The sequence below is a fragment of the Aquibium sp. ELW1220 genome, from assembly GCF_030398385.1.
GTDB lineage: Bacteria > Pseudomonadota > Alphaproteobacteria > Rhizobiales > Rhizobiaceae > Aquibium.
Genome location: NZ_JAOAOQ010000006.1, coordinates 115,418 through 132,698 on the forward strand (window position 1 = coordinate 115,418; position 17,281 = coordinate 132,698).

Sequence of the window (17,281 nt, forward strand, 5' to 3'; positions counted from 1 at the left end):
GTGTTCGTCAGCAGCCGGCCAGAGCCTGTTCGGCCCTGACGCGCTCCTTGAGCGCGGAAGACACGTTCTTGTAGCGCTTGCCGATCTCGGAATAGGTCGCGCAGGCGACGTCGCGCTGCTGCAGGGCGGCCAGCGACACGCCGAGCTTCAGCAGCATGTCAGGTGCCTTGGACGAATCGGGAAATTCGCGATTGGCGGCCAGGAACATCTCGGCTGCGCTGCGGTACTGCTCCATCCCCAGAAGCGCCTCGCCCAGCCAGTAGCGGGCGTCAGACGTCTTCGGGTCGTTCGGAAAACGCTCTATATGCTCGCGGAAGCCAGCTTCCGCCGTCGGGTAGTCGCCGGAGAGAATGAAGTTATAGGCGTTCCGGTAGAGTTCCTCCGGATCGTCGGTCGGCGGAAGCGCCGCAACCTTCGTGTCGTCCGTATCCACCCCGCCCTCGTCCATCATGGGCGCAGCAGTGCCGGCCGCCTGGCCGTTGGTGTCGAGCGTGCCGCCGGTCGGATTGCCGTTGCCGTCGAAGGTCACGGTCCCCAGCGTCCGCGGCGGCTCGCCACGCGCCGGTGCGTCCGGCGGCGCGGATGGCGCCGTCGGCGTCGCCGGATCGACAGCAGTCACCCGGCTGCCCGTGCTTCCGGCGGCATCGCCCCGCTTCTCTTCCAGCTGCTGCAGGCGGAACTCGTTGTCCTCCTGCATCTTGCGCATCTGGTCCTGCATCTGCAGGAGCAGGAAGTTGAGTTCCTCGACGCGGCCGGTCAGGTCGCGCAACTGCTCCTCGAGCGCAGGGATGCGTGGGTCCCCCGCCTGTGCGAGCTGTACGGTCGGGGTGTCGTTCGATCGGCCCAGCCAGTTGGGCGGAAGCAGGCCGCCAAATCCGCCGCTCTCCGCGGCGGGAGCAGCCTGGCCGAAGGGGAAGGCCTGCGCGCCGCCCGCGAGAAGCAGTGGCGCGACGACGGCCGCACAGAAGAGTGTTCTCAGTCTCATCAAGGGTCTCGCTTCGGGAAATGCGAAAGGTCGAAGCGCGACGGCGCTCCGGATTTCAACCCTATCAAGACTTGCGACTTCGGCCAAATTTTGTTTCGCGCGCAGCGAATGTCGCTGCGCGTCCATCCCCGGCCGCGCAAGGCGCCGGAGACGTCGACCGGATCAGCTTCCGGCGCCGCCGAGCAGCGTGACGGCGCGACGGTTCTGTGACCAGCAGGAAATGTCGTCGCACACCGCAACCGGACGTTCCTTGCCGTAGGAGATGGTCTTGAGCCGGTTTCCGGCAACGCCGCGGGAGACGAGATAGTCGCGTGCGGCCGCAGCGCGGCGTGCGCCGAGAGCGATGTTGTACTCGCGGGTGCCGCGCTCGTCCGCATGCCCTTCGATGGTGATCGAATAGGAGGGATACTGGTTCAGCCACTGCGCCTGGCGGGCGAGGATCTGCTGGGCATCCGCGCGGACGACGGACGAATCCGTATCGAAGAAGATGCGGTCGCCGACATTCACGGTGAAATCCTGCTGCGTCCCGGGCCTCGCGGATCCGCCGGCCCCGGCACCCAGCCCGATATCGGCAGCGCTGTTGGGAATCTTCTTCGACGCGCAGCCGGTCACGGCAAGCGCCATGACGAGTGCGAGAACAGCGGGATTGCGGGTCAGTGCTGCGATACGGCGCATGCGCCACTCCTTCGCATTTTCATTGGTTGTTTGACCTTCCAGTAACCACGTCGGGGTTAACCGGCGCAAAAGAAACACGGTTAATGAAAGGTTATTGTTCTCCCAGCACCGCGATTCTCGGCGCGGCAACGCTCCAGCGCACACTAGGTGAAAATGCGGCGGAAACGGGACGCCACCCCGTCAGGATCGTGGTTTGGCCCGGAAGGCGCCTCGTCGGCCAGGGAAACCGCAGCCGAAACGGAAAGCGGCGGCGGATGCACCGCCGCCGCCACATGTCCTGCGCGTGCCGTCAGTCGAGCAGCGGCGACCAGGCCGGATCGGATGCGAAATTGGGGCTCGAGATGGGCTGCTCGTTGCGTCCCGTCAGGTCCACCGAGTAGAGCTGCGGCCCCGGCGCGCCGGCTGCCTGACGGAAGAACATCAGCACGCGGCCGTTCGGAGCCCAGGTCGGGCCCTCCTGGCTGAAGCCGGAGGACAGGATGCGCTCGCCCGAGCCGTCCGTGCGCATGACACCGATCTGGAACTCGCCGCCGGTCTGCTTGGTGAAGGCGATGAGATCGCCGCGCGGCGACCAGACCGGCGTCGAATAGGTGCCATCTCCAAACGAGATGCGGCGCTGGTTGGAACCGTCCGAATTCATGACGTAGATCTGCGTCCGCCCGCCCCGGTCGGAGGTGAAGACGATCTGCGATCCATCCGGCGAATAGGATGGCGAGGTGTCGATCGCGTTCGAACTCGTAAGCCGCGTCGTGGCGCGGCTGCGCAGGTCGAGCACGTAGATGTTGGAATTGCCGTCGTCGCGCAGCAGGCTCATGATCACCTTCTGCCCGTCGGGCGAGAACCGCGGCGCGAAGGTCATGCCGGGGAAGTTGCCGACGAGTTCCCGCTGCCCGGTTTCGAGCTGCAGCAGATAGACCTGCGGCTGCCCGCCTTCATAGGACATGTAGGTGATTTCCTGGCGGCTCGGCGAGAAGCGCGGCGTCAGCGCGATGGACCGGCCGTCGGACAGGAAGCGCGCATTGGCACCATCCTGGTCCATGATGGCCAGCCGCTTCATCCGCTGGTTTCTCGGCCCCGATTCGTCGATGAAGACGATACGGGTGTCGAAGTAGCCACGCTCGCCGGTCAGGCGCTCGTAGATCGCGTCGGAGATGATGTGCGCGACGCGGCGGACGTTCGCCTGTGAGGCGAAGAACTGCTCGCCTGCGAGCTGCTGTCCCGCGAACGTGTCCCAGAGGCGGTACTCGGCGCGGACGCGGCCGTCCGCCTCACGCGTTACCCGGCCGGTGACCAGTGCCTGCGCGTTGATGACCTTCCAGTCTTCGAAACGCGGCGCGGCATCCGGGTTGGAGATCTTCTCGATGAAGGCCGCCTTCTCGATCGGCGCAAACAGGCCGGACCGCTGCAGGTTGGCCGAGACGATTCCCGAGATCTCCGCGCCAAGGCCATCCGCGGACAGGAAGTCGGTGATGGCGATCGGCAGCGGCTCGACCACGCCCTTGTTGACGTCGACCTCGAGAACCGCGCGCGCCGGAGCAGTCATTCCCGCAGAGAAGGACACCGCGACCGCGGCTGCGAGCAGGAAAGCTTTGAACGTGAACTTCATGGCATGACCTTAATTCGTGACTTGCGGCGCGGACTAGCCGCGAATCGTGCTCAGAACATGTCGCTCGGATCGAAGTTGACGATCACCTCGGCCCAGGTCTCGTACTTGTCCGCCGGCAGGTTGAACGGCTCGCATTTCTGCACGGCACGCACCGCCGACTCGGCCGCGATGCGGCCCGCACCGGAACTCGAGCCGCCCTGGACCACCTCGGGGCGCCCCTCGAGATTGCCCGAACGATCGAGCCGGAAACGCACCGAGACCCGGAGCGCGTCGCCTTCCTCGGCGCCGGCCGGGATGCTCCAGCACGAGCCGAGCCGCTGGCGCAGCGCATCCATCTCGCTCTGCGACAGCTTCTCGCCGGTCGTCTTGCGCTCGCCGCCGAGCGCCGCCTGCTCGGTGGAGCGCTTGGCGCCTCCGCCGGATGCCTTCTCCTTGTTGAGGAGCGCGGCGACGTCGTCGAGTACGTTGTCGTCGGTCTTCTCGGCCGTCTTCTGCGCCGGCTGCGTCACGGGCTTCTGCGGCTTCTCGGGTTCCTTCCGCTCGGCTTCCTTCGCGGGCTGCGGCGGGCGGGGCCGCGCCTCGGGCCGGGGTGCCGTGTCGGGCAGCGCAGGCTCGGCCACGACCGCCGTCTCGACCGGCTTTGGCTCGGGCTCGGGCGTCGGTTCCGCCTTCGGCGCGGGCTCGGGCACCGGGGCGGCTTCGACGGGCGGCGCAGGCTCGGGCTCGGGGGCCGGTGCCGGTGCCGGCTCAACCACAGGCTCGGGGCGCGGAGCGGGCTCCGGAGACGCCTGCGGAAGGGCGGCCGTCTCGACCTCGCGCGGCTTCGGGTCCGGGGTTGGCGCGGCCTGCGTGTCCTGCGAATTGTCGCCGAACCGCTGCGCGTCCGGGACGACCGTCGGGCGCGTCGTGGGCGTCGGCGCGGGCGTTTCCGCCAGAGCCGCCTTCTTGTCGCCCTCGAGAACCCGCGTGATCTCCTCGATCGGCACGATGTCGATCGGCAGGGATTCGACATCAAGTACGTCGTGCGGCTTCGGCGACGACAGCGAGACCATTCCCGCGCCGAGGACGAGAACATGCAGAACCGCGGAAGTGACGACCCCGAAACGCATCTGCGTCAGCTGTCCTGCTCCTGCAGCGTCACGAGGCCGAGATTGCGGAAACCGGCGGCGGAGATGCGCGCCATGACCCGCATGACCGTGCCGTAGTCGGCGTTCCGGTCGCCGCGCACATAGATGCGCTCCTCGTAGCCGGTCTGCGAAATGGCCTCGAGCTTTGCCACGACCTCCTCGATCGGGATTTCCGTTTCCTGCAGGAAGATCCGGCCCTCCTCGTTGATCGAGACGGTGATCGGCTGGGTCTCGGCGTTCAGTGCGCGGGCCTGCGTCTCCGGCAGGTCGATCGGGACGCCGACGGTCAGAAGCGGCGCGGCCACCATGAAGATGATGAGCAGCACCAGCATCACGTCGACGAAGGGCGTGACGTTGATCTCCGATATCAGGACGTGCTTGCGGCCGCGGCGTCTGTGCCCGCGTCCGCCGCCTCCCGTTCCTACCGACATGCCCATGGCGTTACTCCGTCAGGCGCGTTGCGCGACCTTTTCATCGATCTGCCGCGACAATATGGCGGAGAACTCGTCGGCAAAGCCCTCCATCCGCGAACCCAGCTTGCTCGCGTCGGATGACAGCTTGTTGTAGGCGATGACGGCCGGAATGGCGGCGAGCAGGCCGATGGCGGTGGCCAGCAGCGCCTCGGCGATGCCGGGCGCCACGACCGCCAGGCTGGTGGACTTCGACCCGGCGATGGCCTGGAACGACGTCATGATGCCGACCACGGTGCCGAACAGGCCGATGAAGGGCGCGGCCGAGCCGATCGTGGCGAGGAAGCCCAACCGGCCTTCCAGCTTCTCCATCTCGCGGGTGAGCGCGAGGTCCATCGCCTTGTCGATGCGCGTCTGCAGCCCCATCGGTGCGCGGGCGCCCTTCTCGAAACTCTTCTTCCACTCCCGCATGGCGGCGACGAAGATCGAACTCATGCCGCTGGTCGTCCGGTCCGAAAGCGTCCGGTAGAGTTCCTCGAGCGACTGCCCCGACCAGAAGGTTTTTTCGAACCGGTTGAGTGCGACCTTCATCCGTCCGAAGGCGATGACCTTGTCGATGATGATCGCCCAGGTCCAGACGGATGCGCCGAGCAGCCCGATCATGACGAGTTTCACGATGAGGCCGGCCTGCCAGAAGAGGGCCCAGAGCGAAACGCTGGCATGCGGCTCGAGAAGAGCGGTGGGTTCCATCGACGTCCTGTCCTAGGGTGTGTACGGCGGCCGGGCCAGATTGCCCCCCTTGCGGAAGACCGTTCCCGGCGACGATCCGGCGATCACCCCGGCTTCGCCGCCTCGGGGTTTATCCGGTGAATCTTGGTCAAACGAAGGCGTGGCAGCCCGCTTGCATTTTCCTGAAGGAATTCATGAATGATTATGGTTAATCATCCGTTAGGAAAGGCCGGCGCCGCGGTCAATCCCGCGCAGGCAGGAATCGCCCGATCCAGTCCTTCGGAAAGCGCCGCGGCCTGCCGTTCGCGCCGATGATGGCCGCCTCCACCCGCGCTTCGATCAGCAGGTCCCCGCCGCGCCGGATCCGCTGCGCCATGACGATGCGGGCGCCGGAAATCTCGGCCGTGCGTGTCTCGATGGTGAGGACGTCGTCCATCCGGGCGGAGGAACGAAAGTCGATCTCCATGCGCCGCACCACCCAGACGATCTTCTCGCCATGGGCGCCGTCGGCGAGTTCGGTATGGTGGACGCCGCACAACCGCAGATAATCCGAACGCCCGCGCTCCAGGAATTCCAGGTAGCGGGCGTGATAGACGACGCCGGAAAAGTCGGTGTCGGCATAATAGACCCGCGCGGAGAGACGGTGCCCGCCCTCCGTCAGCTCGCCCGACAGCCCGGTCTCGCGTTCACCATGATCGGCCATCGTGCTTTCCTTCGCCGGTCGGCTCTGCCATTCGTCTCGCCATGCGGCACCCCTCGACCTCGATGGCATTTCGGCCGGCCTCGATCAAGGCGCGGCTCTTGCGCATCCTCCTGCTCGCGGCGATGGCGGTGGCCGCCGCCCTGCCCGCCGGTGCGGCGACCTTCGAAGCGCGGCGTGGCCTCAATCTCGACATCTGGACGACCTGGCCCGACGAAAGCCGCTGGGACGAGGAAGCCGCGCTCCTGCCCTTCCCAGAATGGCGCCGCACGCTCGACGAGGCGGGCCTCGCCCGCCTGAAGGCCGACGGATTCGACTTCCTGCGCATGCCGGTCGACCCATCGCCCTTTCTGGCCGGGACATCCGCGCGCTTCCACGACCGGCTCTACGACGAGGTTCTGGAATCTGCCCGCATGATCAACCGCGCCGGCCTGAAGGTGATCGTCGACTTGCACCTCTTCCCCGCCGGCTCGAACCGTTCGATCGGCATGGGCCAGGTTATGGACGATCCGGCGCTGTTCGACCGCTATCTCGATGTCCTGCGCCGCATGGCGACGACGCTAAGGCGCGAGGACCCGGCGATGCTGGCGCTGGAGCTCATGAACGAACCGGTCATCGACTGCGAACCGGGCGACACCGCCTGGCCGGACCGCCTGCGCCGCCTGCACGCCGCCGCCCGCGCCTCCGCCACGCGGCTGACGCTGGTGCTGTCGGGCGGTTGCTGGGGCTCCGCCGAGGGTCTGGCGAGGCTCGACCCGGCCGCGATCCCCGACGACAATCTGCTGTGGAGCTTCCACTCCTACACACCCTTCCTGCTCACCCACCAGGGCGCGACCTGGGCGGGAGACTTCATCCCCCACGTGACCGGCCTGCCCTTTCCGCTGCACGAGGCAAGCAAGCCCGAACTGAACGCCGCGCTGGAAAAGATCCGAGCCACGATCCGCGCCGAGGCCCCGCTCCTGCGCCGCGCCGGCCTGCTCGCCTATCTCGACGAACAGGTCGCCACCATCGACACCGCGCAGAAGCTGGACGCCGTCATGGGCGAACCCTTCCGCATCGCCGCCGCCTGGGCTGAGCGGCACGGCATCGACCCGCGCCACCTGCTGCTCGGCGAGTTCGGCATGATCCGCCAGGAGTGGAACAGCGCCTACGTCATGCCGCCGCAATCCCGCGCCGCCTACTACCGCGCGATGATCGACCTCGCCGAAGCCCACGGCTTTTCCTGGTCGATGTGGGGCTATGGCGGCGCGTTCGGCGTGGTGGAGGAGTTCGAGGGGAGGGAGGCCGAGGCGGATGTGCTGGAGATGGTGCGGGGGCTGCGGTGAAAAATCAATTCCCGTATATCATCTCTCCGATCCATTTTTTCCACAATTCATAAAATTCTCCTGTAGGAACAATTTCGGTCGACCAGTGAGTCGGTAGTCTTTCCGCGCCTGATTTAAAATTTATTAATACAGACGCATCGCCGAATATCAAATCTAAATTCTCCAGCGTTATTTGATTGCAATATAATTCCGTCTCTTTTACACATATAAGTCTAACATTTGCATTTATAAAACTTGTTGATTTGCTGAGCGATGCCGAACATAGATCTGACATTGTTAAATCCGAACCATCAAAATTTGAAGAAGATAGATTAGATTTTCGGAAATCTGCGCTTTTAAAATTGCAGAAGTACGCTTGGAAATCAAACAAGCTCGCCCTATTAAAAGACGAATTGCTAAAATCAGTGTTTTCTCCATACGTACTGTTGAAATTTGCATCGGCGGCAATGGCGTTTCGAATCGTTGCATTGCTTAGATTCGAGAAATCAAATCTTGATTTTTGCAAAAGAGAGAAGCAAAAGCTCGCGCCGTGAGCCATTACTCCTTCCATTCTACTTTCGGATAAGTTGATTTTGTCGAAGTTCCCTCTCCGCAGATTAGCGCCTTGCAAGTTTACGCGAGAGAGATCAAGTCTGTATCCAAATTGCTCGTCTCGCCACCTTCTATGTATATCATAAGAGTTTGAATATATTTCTCCACCTACAATGTTGTAATTAACATTATCTAATTGATCTAAATATTGCTTAACAATATGGTTTTCGGAGGAATGCTCGATACCCCGCTGCCTTTCACCTCTTCGGCCAATTACTGTGAGAGCAACTTGGATATCTTGCCTCGGTCGAATGGGGCCTCCGTCTTCTCCAGCTGTTGCCAGAATTGAACGGCATCGCTCTCTCCATTGATGTAAATTATCATTGTATAGTCTTTCTAGGGTAGAAGAACGGGGCACGTCAGGTAAGTTGATAGCCCGCGACGCTGGCGCGTTCTCGCGGATGTAGGCGCAGAGGATTTCCATGATCTGGATGTGGTCGCGCAGGCTGTCCTGCGCGATCCGCTCCAGCGCGTAGATGGAGCCGATGCGAACCTCCAGATTGGGGACGGTGCGCTCCACCGTCTCGCGGTCGACGAGGTCGGCGCCGTCCGGCCCCTTCTCGACGACCAGCCGCCCCACCGCATCGCGCAGCCAGCCACCGTCAGCGCCCTTGCGGTAGCGCGGCGTCTCGATCACCCGCTTGACCGTCTTTTCCGCCCCCAGCCCTTCGACCGCCTTGTTGATGCGGTCGGTGATGAGACCCTGTTCGGCCGCCACCGTCTGCCGCTCCGTGGTGAAGACCCGAATCAAAGCCAGCGGCGCGGCGACGAGGCCAGCGAGCGCCGTCATCAGCCCCACCAGCGCCAGATAATGGATGCGATAGGCCAGTGCCGCTTGGCTGTCGGAGGCGTTTCCCGCCAGCGGCGGGCGAAACCAGAGCGTGAAGGTTCCGTCGATCGTCAACGCGATCAGCAACAGCCAGAACGGGGTGAGCACGACGGCGAGCCAAGCGAGCCAGTTCAGGGCCCGGCGCTCGTGCAGGCGCGGCAACCGCTCGCCGAGCGACTTGGTCCAGGTCTTCCGCGTCGCCCACAGATGTGCGCACCACGTTGCGGCGCCGACCAGCGCCACGGCCAGCACGATGGCGGCGAAGAAGCCCCAGCCGTACAGCGAAAAGGGCAGCGTCAGCGTGATGCTGATCGGCTCAGAACCGCCCGGCGGACCAGCCGCTGCCATCGTCATCGCCGGTTGCATCCCCCGCTCGCCCGCCACCGAATATCGCGACGGACGGCGGCGGGGTCAAGCGCGCGAACGACGAAGAATTGCGGGGACAGTTTACTTAATTCGGCTCTCGCTATACTTCCAGAATGGCGATAAAAACCGAATTAAGTAAACTGTCCCCGCAATTCATTCCTCCACGAACAACCGCCCCTGCACCACCGCCATGTTGCGCGGCGGCTCCAGGCCCATGTGCTTCCAGGCGTTGGCGGTGAGCACGCGGCCGCGCGGGGTGCGCTGGATGAAGCCCTGCTGGATCAGGTAGGGCTCGATGATGTCCTCGATCGCGTCGCGCGGTTCCGACAGGCCCGCCGCGATGGTCTCGATCCCCACCGGCCCGCCGCCGAAATTCTGAAGGATCATGGTGAGATACCGCCGGTCGAGATTGTCGAGACCGAGCGCGTCGACCTCGAGCCGGAGCAGCGCCTCGTCGGCGACCTTGCGCGTCACCGTCTCGGCGCCCGCCACCGTGGCGAAGTCGCGCACCCGGCGCAGCAGCCGGCCGGCGATGCGCGGCGTGCCGCGCGCGCGCCTCGCGATCTCGGTCGCGCCGTCGTCGCTGAGCGGCAGGCCGAGGATGCGCGCGCCGCGCCGCACGATCAGCTCCAGCTCCTCGACGGTGTAGAAGTTCAGCCGCACCGGAATGCCGAAGCGGTCGCGCAGCGGGTTGGTGATGAGCCCCAGCCGCGTCGTGGCGGCCACCAGCGTGAAGCGCGCGAGGTCGATCTTGACCGACCGCGCCGCCGGCCCCTCGCCGATGATCAGGTCGAGCTGGAAATCCTCCATCGCCGGATAGAGGATCTCCTCGACCGCGGGCGAAAGCCGGTGGATCTCGTCGATGAACAGCACGTCGCGGTCTTCGAGATTGGTGAGGAGCGCCGCGAGATCGCCCGCCTTGACGATGACCGGGCCGGAGGTGGAGCGGAAGTTGACGCCCATCTCCTTGGCCATGATCTGCGCCAGCGTCGTCTTGCCGAGCCCGGGCGGGCCGACGAAGAGCACATGGTCGAGCGCCTCGCCGCGGCCCCGCGCGGCCTCCACGAACACCTTCAGGTTGGCGCGCGCCGCTGCCTGCCCGACGAAGTCGTCGAGTGTCTGCGGCCGCAGGTTGGTGTCGACGTCCTCGCCGCGCTTTTCGGACGAGATGAGGCGGGGGGACGTGGTCATGAAATCAGCTCGACCACGGGAATTCTCGACGCCGCCTTCCGGTCGAGCGAAACGACATGGACGCAGCCAGCGTCAAGACAGAGCTGAGCGATCAGCGCGTCGGCAAAATCCCCGCCCCCGTTTTCCACGGCGGTCAGCGTGCGCTCGATCGCGTCTAGCGAGTGAATCTCGACCCCCCGGATCCTGCAGATTCGGCGTATGGCGTCCACGCTTTGCTGCTTGGTGTAGCGGTAGTGCTTCCGCAGCGCCCAATCCAGTTCCACGAGGCTGATCACGGTCACGTAGCCCGTATAATTTCGGCCGAGCCCCTCTCCGAAAGCCAGCACGGCCTTACGCTGCTCGGGATTGTCGTCGATGAGCAGACGGAGGAGGACGTTGGTATCGATCCCGATCTTCGTCACGCCGCTTTGCCTCTTGCGGTTGCAGATGGAGGGAGAGCCGCATTCGCCATTGCCTCGGCAATCGTCTCGTCGATCTCCTCGAGGCGAGCCGCTCCGTTCGGGGGCTCACCGAGATATCCTGCCAGGTCATTGAAGTTTATGCATTTGGGAACAAGGATGAGAACTCCGTCCCGCACTTCCACGAGGACCGAGTCTCCCGCCGCCAGCCCCAGTTCGTCGCGCACCTCCTTCGGGATCGTGATCTGCCCCTTCGATGTCATTGTCGTGTAAGCGCCCATGACTTACTCTCCGAATGATTTCTTACGAAACGAAGGTAGTAAGGAAAGCGCCGGACGGCAAGGCTTCACCGCGCCAACTCCTTCAGCCCGGCCCGGATCAGCTTCGACGAATCCGCGCCGTCGCCGGCCGTCTTCAGCGCCGCGGCGATGGCATTGGCGGCGACGTCGCGCGAGTAGCCGAGATTGACCAGCGCCGACACCGCGTCGGCCACCGGCGCCGGAGCGACGCCTTCGCCGAGTTCCTGCTTCAGGCCCATCGCGGCCGCGGCTTCGCCGGTGTAGGCCGGGGCCTTGTCGCGCAGTTCGGTGACGATGCGCTCCGCGACCTTCTTGCCGACACCGGGCGCGCGGGCGACCATGGCAATGTCGCGCAACGCCACCGCATTGGCGAGTTCGGAGGCGGTGAGCGTCGACAGCACCGCCAGCGCCACCTTGGCGCCGACGCCGGGAACGTTGTTCTGCAGCAGGCGGAACCACTCGCGTTCGAGGGCCGAGCCGAAACCGTAGAGCCGGATCATGTCCTCGCGGACATAGGTTTCGATGTGCAGCACCACCGCCTCGCCGATGCCGGGCAGCTTCGACAGCGTCCGCGCGGGGCAGTAGGCGACGTAGCCGACCCCGTGCACGTCCACCACGCAGTGGTCCTCGGCAATCTCGTCGAGCGTTCCCTTGAGCTTTCCGATCATCGAATCGATCCCGCGCGGTATTGGAGCAGCAGCATCGCTGTATCACCGCAAAGAGGCCTTCCGCAAAGCGCCTGCGCCTTCGGGGCGTCTTCAGTCCGGGATGTGCGGGATCGACCGCGGCTCCGGCAGCAGGCGCCAGATCAGCCAGGACAGGATGGCCGTGAACCCCATGACGGGAATCACGGTCGCGGCGGCCGTCACCGGTTCTCCGATCAGGGCTGCGGCCGTGCCGCCGACGAGCCCGCCGCCCATCTGCATGAAGCCGGAGATCGAGGAAGCAGCACCCGCTATGTGCGGGAACGGCGCGATCGAGGCGACCATCATGGCCGGCATGATGAAGGCGATGCCGAAGGCGAAGAGACCGACCGGCCCCATGATCGACAGGACGCTCGGCGGCGCGACGCGCAGCAGCACCGCCAGCAGCACGCAGGCGACGGCGACGCAGGAGAGCCCGAACGGAACCAGCCGCGGCGCCGGCATGATCTGCAGGAACCGTCGCACGACCAGCGATCCGGCAAAGAAACTGCCGGATTGCAGCAGCATGCCGAGCCCGAACTCTGTCGCGGTGAGGCCGACCCGATCCATGAGAAGGAAGGGAAGCACCGTGGCCAGCGTGTAGAGTGAGCCGACCGTGCCGGTAATGACGAGGCCGCACAGGACGAAGTACGGACTGCCGAACAGCGTGGCATAGGACTTGGCCAGCGCAGCGGGCCTTATGCGGGACGTGTCGCGCAGCACCGTCTCGCGCAGTCCGAACTGCACCACCAGCACGACGACCACACCGAGCGCCACCATTGCCAGGAAGATCGCATGCCAGCCGGCCGCGATCATGATGAGACCGCCGATGGTCGGCGAGAAAGCCGGCCCGACCGCCAGCACGATTGCCTGCAGGTTCATAATGCGGGCGGCTCTGTCGTCATGGAACAGGTCGCGGATCAGGGCCCGCGAGATCGCCACGCCGACGGCCGATCCCACGCCCTGGAAGAAGCGGGCCGCGATCAGGATCTCGACCGACGGCGCCACCAGCGCCACGAGGCTGGCGATCAGATAGATCGTCATGAAGCCCAGCACGACGGGCTTGCGGCCGAAACCGTCGGAGAGCGGGCCGCAGACGAGTTGCGACAGGGCGAATCCCGCGAAGTAGAGCGACAGGCTGAGCTTCACCGCCGCTTCGGTACTGCCGAACGCATGCACGATCTCCGGCATGGCGGGCGTGTAGAGCGCCATAGACACCGGGCCGACCGAGACCATCAGCGCGCCGATGAGCCCGACGCGGCGTTCGCTCATCAAGGTGGGCGGGGGAGAAACGGGGGCGTTCACGTGTGATCCCCCGGTCGCGGCGCTTCGCCCTTCATCGCAGACAGATCCTCGCGCAGCAGCTTCAGCATGCCGATGAGTTCGTTCCAGCGCTCGGAGCCCATGTTGCGGGTCAGGTCTTCCCGGATGGCCGCGCCGATCGAACGCACTTCGGCAAGCACCTCCTCGGCCTCCGGCGTCAGTTCCACGAGCTTTGCCCGGCGATCGGCCGGATCGGCGGTTCGGGTGACGAGCCCGCGCCCTTCGAGCCGGTCGAGATAGCCCGACAGCGTCATCGCCTCGACGCCCATGCGTTCGGCGAGCACGTTCTGGCGCACCACCCCGCAGCGGGCGATATTGGCCAGCGCCCGCCCCTCGCCAGGCGTGACGGCCACGCCCGCCGCAGCGATCCGGCGTTCGATTTCGGCGCGGACCAGCCGCGCCACGTCGGAAATCAGGAACCCCAGCGAATCGGGATCGGAAGGCTGCGACATGGGGATGGAGTGCCGGAATTGATAAGGGGAGCTTATAATAAGGCAGGCGTATCAAAGCCAGGGTCCGCCCGTCAAGCCCGTTGCGCACCGCCCGCCGCCGCCTTACATCCGAATCCCGTCCCGAGGAATCCCGCATGACCGATCTGACTGCCGCGTCCGCCACCGCTCCGCTCGTCGACTGGAGCGGCCCCATAGGCCTCCCCGATTTCGCGCATATCGGCGACGAGGCCTTCGCGGCGGCCTTCGATGCCGGTTTCGCCGCGCACGCAGCCGAAATCGAGGCGATCGCAGCCGATCCGGCAGCGCCGACGATCGAGAACACGCTCGCCGCGCTGGAACTCGCAGGCAAGCCGCTCGGCCGGGTCTCTGCGATCTTCTGGTGCAAGGCCGGCGCCGACACCAACGACACCATTCAGGCCCTGGAGCGCTCGGTCTCGCCGCGCATGGCACGGCACTATTCGGCGATCGGCATGAACCAGAAGCTCTTCGCCCGCATCGACGAGCTGTACGAGCGACGTGCCGGACTCGGTCTCGACCCCGAGACGGAGCGGGTGCTGGAACTCACCTGGAAGGGCTTCGTCCGGTCCGGCGCCAGGCTGGGCGATGCCGACAAGCAGCGCCTTGCGGCCATCAACGAGGAACTGGCTTCGCTCGGCGCACGCTTTGGCCAGAACGTGCTGGCGGACGAGCGGTCCTGGGCGCTGTTCCTCGACGCTTCCGACCTGGCGGGCCTTCCCGACTCGCTGCGCCGCTCGATGGCGGAAGCAGCGGCCTCGCGTGGCCAGGACGGCAGGTATGCCGTCACGCTGTCGCGCTCCATCATGGAGCCGTTCCTGACCTTCTCCGATCGCCGCGACCTGCGCGAGACCGCCTTCCGCGCCTTCGTGGCGCGTGGCGAGAACGAGGGCGACAACGACAATCGCGGCGTGGTGGCCGGCATGCTCCGGCTGCGGCGAGAGAAGGCCCGGCTGCTCGGCTACCCGTCCTATGCCGCGCTCAAGCTCGACAACACCATGGCCAAGACGCCGGACGCGGTGGCAGAGCTTCTCGATCCCGTTTGGGAGAAGGCCCTGGAGAAGGTCGCCGAGGACCAGGCCGAACTCACGCGCATCGCTTCCCACGGCGGCCTCAACGCGGCGCTCGCGCCCTGGGACTGGCGCTATTACCAGGAGAAGCTGCGCTCGGAACGCTACGCCTTCGACGCGCAGCAGCTGAAACCCTATTTCCAGCTCGAGAACGTCATTGCCGCCTGTTTCGACGTGGCGAACCGCCTCTTCGGCCTCACCTTCGAAGAGAAGCAGGGCGTCGCCGCCTGGCATCCGGACGTGCGGGTCTTCGAGGTGAAGAACGCCGACGGCACGCATCGTGCCGTCTTCCTCGCAGACTATTTCAACCGCCCGTCGAAGCGCTCGGGCGCCTGGATGAGCTCGCTGCGCGGCGGCTGGTCGCTCGGCGAGGGATCCACCCCGATCATCTACAATGTCATGAACTTCGCCAGGGCGCCGAAGGGCGAAGCCGCGCTTCTGTCGGTCGACGAGGCGCACACGCTGTTCCACGAATTCGGCCATGCGCTGCACGGGATGCTGAGCGAGGTCACCTGGCCCTCGGTCTCCGGCACGGGCGTCTCGCGCGACTTCGTCGAACTGCCCTCGCAGCTCTACGAACACTGGCTGACCGTTCCGGACGTGCTCGAGAAGCACGCCCGCCACGCCGAGACCGGCCAACCGATGCCGCGCGATCTCATGGAGCGCATGGAGGCTTCCAAGACCTTCGGCGCCGGCTTCGCGACCGTCGAATTCGCGGCATCTGCCCTGATCGACATGGCCTATCATGCCGCAGAGGAGGCACCGGAGGATCCGCTCGCCTTCGAACTGGAGATGCTGGCGCGCCTGAAGATGCCGGACGCCATCGCCATGCGTCACCGCACGCCGCACTTCGCGCATGTGTTCTCCGGCGACGGCTACTCGGCCGGATACTACTCCTACATGTGGTCGGAAGTGCTCGACGCCGACGCGTTCTCGGCCTTCGAGGAAACCGGCGATCCGTTCGACCCGTCGATGGCCGAACGGCTGCGCAAGCACATCTACTCGGCTGGCGGATCGCGCGATCCCGAGGAACTCTACACGGCCTTCCGCGGCAAGATGCCGTCGCCCGACGCCATGATGCGCAAGCGCGGGCTTGCCTGAGGAGCCCCTGAGCGCACGGTGGCGGACCTCGTCGGGGCGTTTGCACCGCGGCCTTCGCCTGTTATGTCGCAGGGGACGGATCCGGCGAAAGGAATGACAGGATGAAGCAGCGTGAACTCGGCAGGAACGGGCCCCTCGTCGGAGCCGTCGGCCTCGGATGCATGAGCTTTGCCGGAGCCTATGGACCGGCTGACCGGCGGGAGAGCCTGGCGGTCCTGAAACATGCGCTCGATCTCGGCGTCACCCATCTCGACACGGCCATCATCTACGGCAACGGCCTGTCCGAGGAGATCATCGGCGAGTTCGTCAAGGATCATCCCGGCCGGTTCACCATCGCCACCAAGGCCGGCATCCGCATGCAGCCGACGCGGCACTTCGACAACAAGCCCGGCTATCTGCGCGAGGCGCTGGAAGGCTCGCTCAAACGTCTCGGCGTCGACCACGTCGAACTGTTCTACCTGCATCGCCGCGATCAGGAGGTGCCGATCGAGGACGCCATGGAAACGCTGGTGCGTTTCAAGGAGGAGGGCAAGATCGGCGGCATCGGGCTTTCGGAGATCGCGCCTTTCACGCTGGAGCGCGCCTGCGCGGTGCATCCCGTCATGGCGGTGCAGAACGAGTACTCGCTGTGGACGCGCCTCCCCGAACTCGGCCTGATCCAGGCCTGCGAGCGGCTGGGCGTCGCCTTCGTGCCGTTCTCGCCCGTCGGGCGCGGGATATTCTCCGACGTGCCGGTCGATCCATCGACCTTCCGCGACACGGATTTCCGCAAGGCCAACCCCCGCTTCATGGAGCCGAACTTCGCCGCCAATGCGCGCTTCATCGACCAGTTCCGCGCCTTCGCGCAGGAGCGCGGCTGGTCGGTCCCGGCTCTCGCCATCGCGTGGACGCTGCACCGCGGCGACCACTTGATCCCCATTCCGGGAACGCGCACCATCCCGCACCTGGAGCAGGACGCGGCAGCAGCCGACATCGCGCTTGCCGCCGAGGACATGGCCGCGATCGAGCGTATCCTACCACCCGGCTTCGCCCATGGCGCACGCTATTCCGACGTGCAGGCCATCGGACCGGAGAGCTACTGCTGAGGACTCGCCGCGGCCCCCGGTCGGCGCTATTGTATCGGCAGGGACCAGGGAGCCGATCCATGGGCGAAATTCTGATCAGGAACCTCGACGACGAGGTCATGGCAAGCTTCGAGTGGCGCGCGCGGATGTCCGGGCGCTCTCTGGAAGAGACCATCCGGGAAGCGCTGGCCGCCGCCGCGCCCCTCACCTCCTAAGAGCGCGTGGCCCTTTCGGAGCGTCTGCGGGAAGGGATGCCGAAGATGGACCATGACGTCCTGCGCTACATCCGCCTCGGCCGTGACGATGCGATGCAAGCGGAAGCACCTCTTGATCCGGAAGGAT

Annotated in this window: 18 protein-coding genes; 4 read left to right on the forward strand and 14 right to left on the reverse strand. The window is 65.4% G+C overall.

Translation table 11 applies throughout. From position 1 onward, the window contains the following. Window positions 1-7: 7 nt before the first annotated feature. The 7 genes from ybgF to ybgC all read right to left on the reverse strand — a co-directional run bounded on the left by ybgF (window position 8) and on the right by ybgC (window position 6,235). Window positions 8-985: a tol-pal system protein YbgF gene (gene ybgF, locus N1F91_RS07930; protein WP_289991279.1), complete on the reverse strand. Its 978-nt coding sequence runs from the start codon at window positions 983-985 to the stop codon at window positions 8-10. 162 nt (window positions 986-1,147) lie between these two features. Further along, window positions 1,148-1,660, reverse strand: a complete 513-nt coding sequence (pal, locus tag N1F91_RS07935) for a peptidoglycan-associated lipoprotein Pal (RefSeq protein ID WP_289991280.1) — start codon at window positions 1,658-1,660, stop codon at window positions 1,148-1,150. 289 nt (window positions 1,661-1,949) lie between these two features. Continuing rightward, window positions 1,950-3,203, reverse strand: coding sequence for a Tol-Pal system beta propeller repeat protein TolB (tolB, locus tag N1F91_RS07940; RefSeq protein WP_289991473.1), 1,254 nt, complete (start codon window positions 3,201-3,203; stop codon window positions 1,950-1,952). A gap of 113 nt (window positions 3,204-3,316) precedes the next feature. Then, entirely contained in the window at window positions 3,317-4,375 is a 1,059-nt protein-coding gene (locus N1F91_RS07945) for a hypothetical protein (protein WP_289991282.1), read from the reverse strand. 5 nt (window positions 4,376-4,380) lie between these two features. Next, window positions 4,381-4,830, reverse strand: a complete 450-nt coding sequence (gene tolR / locus N1F91_RS07950) for a protein TolR (protein ID WP_289991284.1) — start codon at window positions 4,828-4,830, stop codon at window positions 4,381-4,383. A gap of 12 nt (window positions 4,831-4,842) precedes the next feature. Further along, the gene (gene tolQ, locus N1F91_RS07955) at window positions 4,843-5,553 is read right to left on the reverse strand and encodes a protein TolQ (protein ID WP_289991285.1); all 711 of its coding nucleotides are present in this window, start codon (window positions 5,551-5,553) and stop codon (window positions 4,843-4,845) included. A 220-nt stretch (window positions 5,554-5,773) separates the two neighbouring features. Then, window positions 5,774-6,235 (reverse strand): tol-pal system-associated acyl-CoA thioesterase, encoded by a 462-nt coding sequence (ybgC, locus tag N1F91_RS07960; RefSeq protein WP_289991288.1) that lies wholly within the window; start codon window positions 6,233-6,235, stop codon window positions 5,774-5,776. Window positions 6,236-6,297: 62 nt separating this feature from the next. Here ybgC and N1F91_RS07965 point away from each other — a divergent pair, with 62 nt between their 5' ends. Further along, a complete protein-coding gene (locus N1F91_RS07965) occupies window positions 6,298-7,557 on the forward strand; it encodes a cellulase family glycosylhydrolase (RefSeq protein WP_289991289.1) in 1,260 nt (419 codons plus the stop codon). Window positions 7,558-7,561: 4 nt separating this feature from the next. On the opposite strand, the gene N1F91_RS07970 is transcribed toward N1F91_RS07965, so the two are convergent. From N1F91_RS07970 to N1F91_RS08000, 7 genes are all read right to left on the reverse strand, one after another. Next, window positions 7,562-9,331 (reverse strand): pentapeptide repeat-containing protein, encoded by a 1,770-nt coding sequence (locus N1F91_RS07970; RefSeq protein WP_289991290.1) that lies wholly within the window; start codon window positions 9,329-9,331, stop codon window positions 7,562-7,564. A 165-nt stretch (window positions 9,332-9,496) separates the two neighbouring features. After that, on the reverse strand, window positions 9,497-10,534 hold the full coding sequence (gene ruvB / locus N1F91_RS07975; protein WP_289991292.1) for a Holliday junction branch migration DNA helicase RuvB: 1,038 nt from the start codon (window positions 10,532-10,534) through the stop codon (window positions 9,497-9,499). Beyond that, window positions 10,531-10,935: a type II toxin-antitoxin system VapC family toxin gene (locus N1F91_RS07980; RefSeq protein ID WP_289991293.1), complete on the reverse strand. Its 405-nt coding sequence runs from the start codon at window positions 10,933-10,935 to the stop codon at window positions 10,531-10,533. The genes ruvB and N1F91_RS07980 overlap by 4 nt, the downstream gene beginning before the upstream one ends. Beyond that, on the reverse strand, window positions 10,932-11,213 hold the full coding sequence (locus N1F91_RS07985) for an AbrB/MazE/SpoVT family DNA-binding domain-containing protein (protein WP_289991294.1): 282 nt from the start codon (window positions 11,211-11,213) through the stop codon (window positions 10,932-10,934). Before N1F91_RS07985 ends, N1F91_RS07980 begins: the two co-directional genes overlap by 4 nt. Window positions 11,214-11,278: 65 nt before the next feature. Beyond that, the gene (gene ruvA, locus N1F91_RS07990; protein ID WP_289991296.1) at window positions 11,279-11,899 is read right to left on the reverse strand and encodes a Holliday junction branch migration protein RuvA; all 621 of its coding nucleotides are present in this window, start codon (window positions 11,897-11,899) and stop codon (window positions 11,279-11,281) included. 90 nt (window positions 11,900-11,989) lie between these two features. Continuing rightward, window positions 11,990-13,219 carry a multidrug effflux MFS transporter gene (locus tag N1F91_RS07995; RefSeq protein WP_354670529.1) on the reverse strand — a complete coding sequence of 410 codons (1,230 nt, stop codon included), beginning with the start codon at window positions 13,217-13,219 and terminating at the stop codon, window positions 11,990-11,992. Further along, on the reverse strand, window positions 13,216-13,689 hold the full coding sequence (locus N1F91_RS08000) for a MarR family winged helix-turn-helix transcriptional regulator (RefSeq protein WP_289991297.1): 474 nt from the start codon (window positions 13,687-13,689) through the stop codon (window positions 13,216-13,218). Before N1F91_RS08000 ends, N1F91_RS07995 begins: the two co-directional genes overlap by 4 nt. A gap of 134 nt (window positions 13,690-13,823) precedes the next feature. On the opposite strand from N1F91_RS08000, the gene N1F91_RS08005 reads away from it, so the two are divergent. The 3 genes from N1F91_RS08005 (at window position 13,824) to N1F91_RS08015 (ending at window position 17,154) form a co-directional block, all read left to right on the forward strand. Next, a complete protein-coding gene (locus N1F91_RS08005) occupies window positions 13,824-15,875 on the forward strand; it encodes a M3 family metallopeptidase (protein WP_289991298.1) in 2,052 nt (683 codons plus the stop codon). Between the two features lie 101 nt (window positions 15,876-15,976). After that, entirely contained in the window at window positions 15,977-16,960 is a 984-nt protein-coding gene (locus N1F91_RS08010; protein WP_289991299.1) for an aldo/keto reductase, read from the forward strand. 59 nt (window positions 16,961-17,019) lie between these two features. Continuing rightward, window positions 17,020-17,154 (forward strand): ribbon-helix-helix protein, CopG family, encoded by a 135-nt coding sequence (locus N1F91_RS08015; protein WP_289991300.1) that lies wholly within the window; start codon window positions 17,020-17,022, stop codon window positions 17,152-17,154. Window positions 17,155-17,281 lie beyond the last annotated feature (127 nt).

Coding starts and splice junctions, on each gene's coding strand:
- tolQ (WP_289991285.1), bottom strand. CDS start 5,553: ATGGAACCCACCGCTCTTCTCGAGCCGCATGCCAGCGTTTCGCTCTGG.
- ybgF (WP_289991279.1), bottom strand. CDS start 985: ATGAGACTGAGAACACTCTTCTGTGCGGCCGTCGTCGCGCCACTGCTT.
- N1F91_RS07965 (WP_289991289.1), top strand. CDS start 6,298: ATGGCATTTCGGCCGGCCTCGATCAAGGCGCGGCTCTTGCGCATCCTC.
- ruvA (WP_289991296.1), bottom strand. CDS start 11,899: ATGATCGGAAAGCTCAAGGGAACGCTCGACGAGATTGCCGAGGACCAC.
- N1F91_RS08010 (WP_289991299.1), top strand. CDS start 15,977: ATGAAGCAGCGTGAACTCGGCAGGAACGGGCCCCTCGTCGGAGCCGTC.
- pal (WP_289991280.1), bottom strand. CDS start 1,660: ATGCGCCGTATCGCAGCACTGACCCGCAATCCCGCTGTTCTCGCACTC.
- ybgC (WP_289991288.1), bottom strand. CDS start 6,235: ATGGCCGATCATGGTGAACGCGAGACCGGGCTGTCGGGCGAGCTGACG.
- N1F91_RS07945 (WP_289991282.1), bottom strand. CDS start 4,375: ATGCGTTTCGGGGTCGTCACTTCCGCGGTTCTGCATGTTCTCGTCCTC.
- N1F91_RS08000 (WP_289991297.1), bottom strand. CDS start 13,689: ATGTCGCAGCCTTCCGATCCCGATTCGCTGGGGTTCCTGATTTCCGAC.
- N1F91_RS08015 (WP_289991300.1), top strand. CDS start 17,020: ATGGGCGAAATTCTGATCAGGAACCTCGACGACGAGGTCATGGCAAGC.
- N1F91_RS08005 (WP_289991298.1), top strand. CDS start 13,824: ATGACCGATCTGACTGCCGCGTCCGCCACCGCTCCGCTCGTCGACTGG.
- tolB (WP_289991473.1), bottom strand. CDS start 3,203: ATGACTGCTCCGGCGCGCGCGGTTCTCGAGGTCGACGTCAACAAGGGC.
- N1F91_RS07985 (WP_289991294.1), bottom strand. CDS start 11,213: ATGGGCGCTTACACGACAATGACATCGAAGGGGCAGATCACGATCCCG.
- N1F91_RS07970 (WP_289991290.1), bottom strand. CDS start 9,331: ATGACGATGGCAGCGGCTGGTCCGCCGGGCGGTTCTGAGCCGATCAGC.
- ruvB (WP_289991292.1), bottom strand. CDS start 10,534: ATGACCACGTCCCCCCGCCTCATCTCGTCCGAAAAGCGCGGCGAGGAC.
- tolR (WP_289991284.1), bottom strand. CDS start 4,830: ATGGGCATGTCGGTAGGAACGGGAGGCGGCGGACGCGGGCACAGACGC.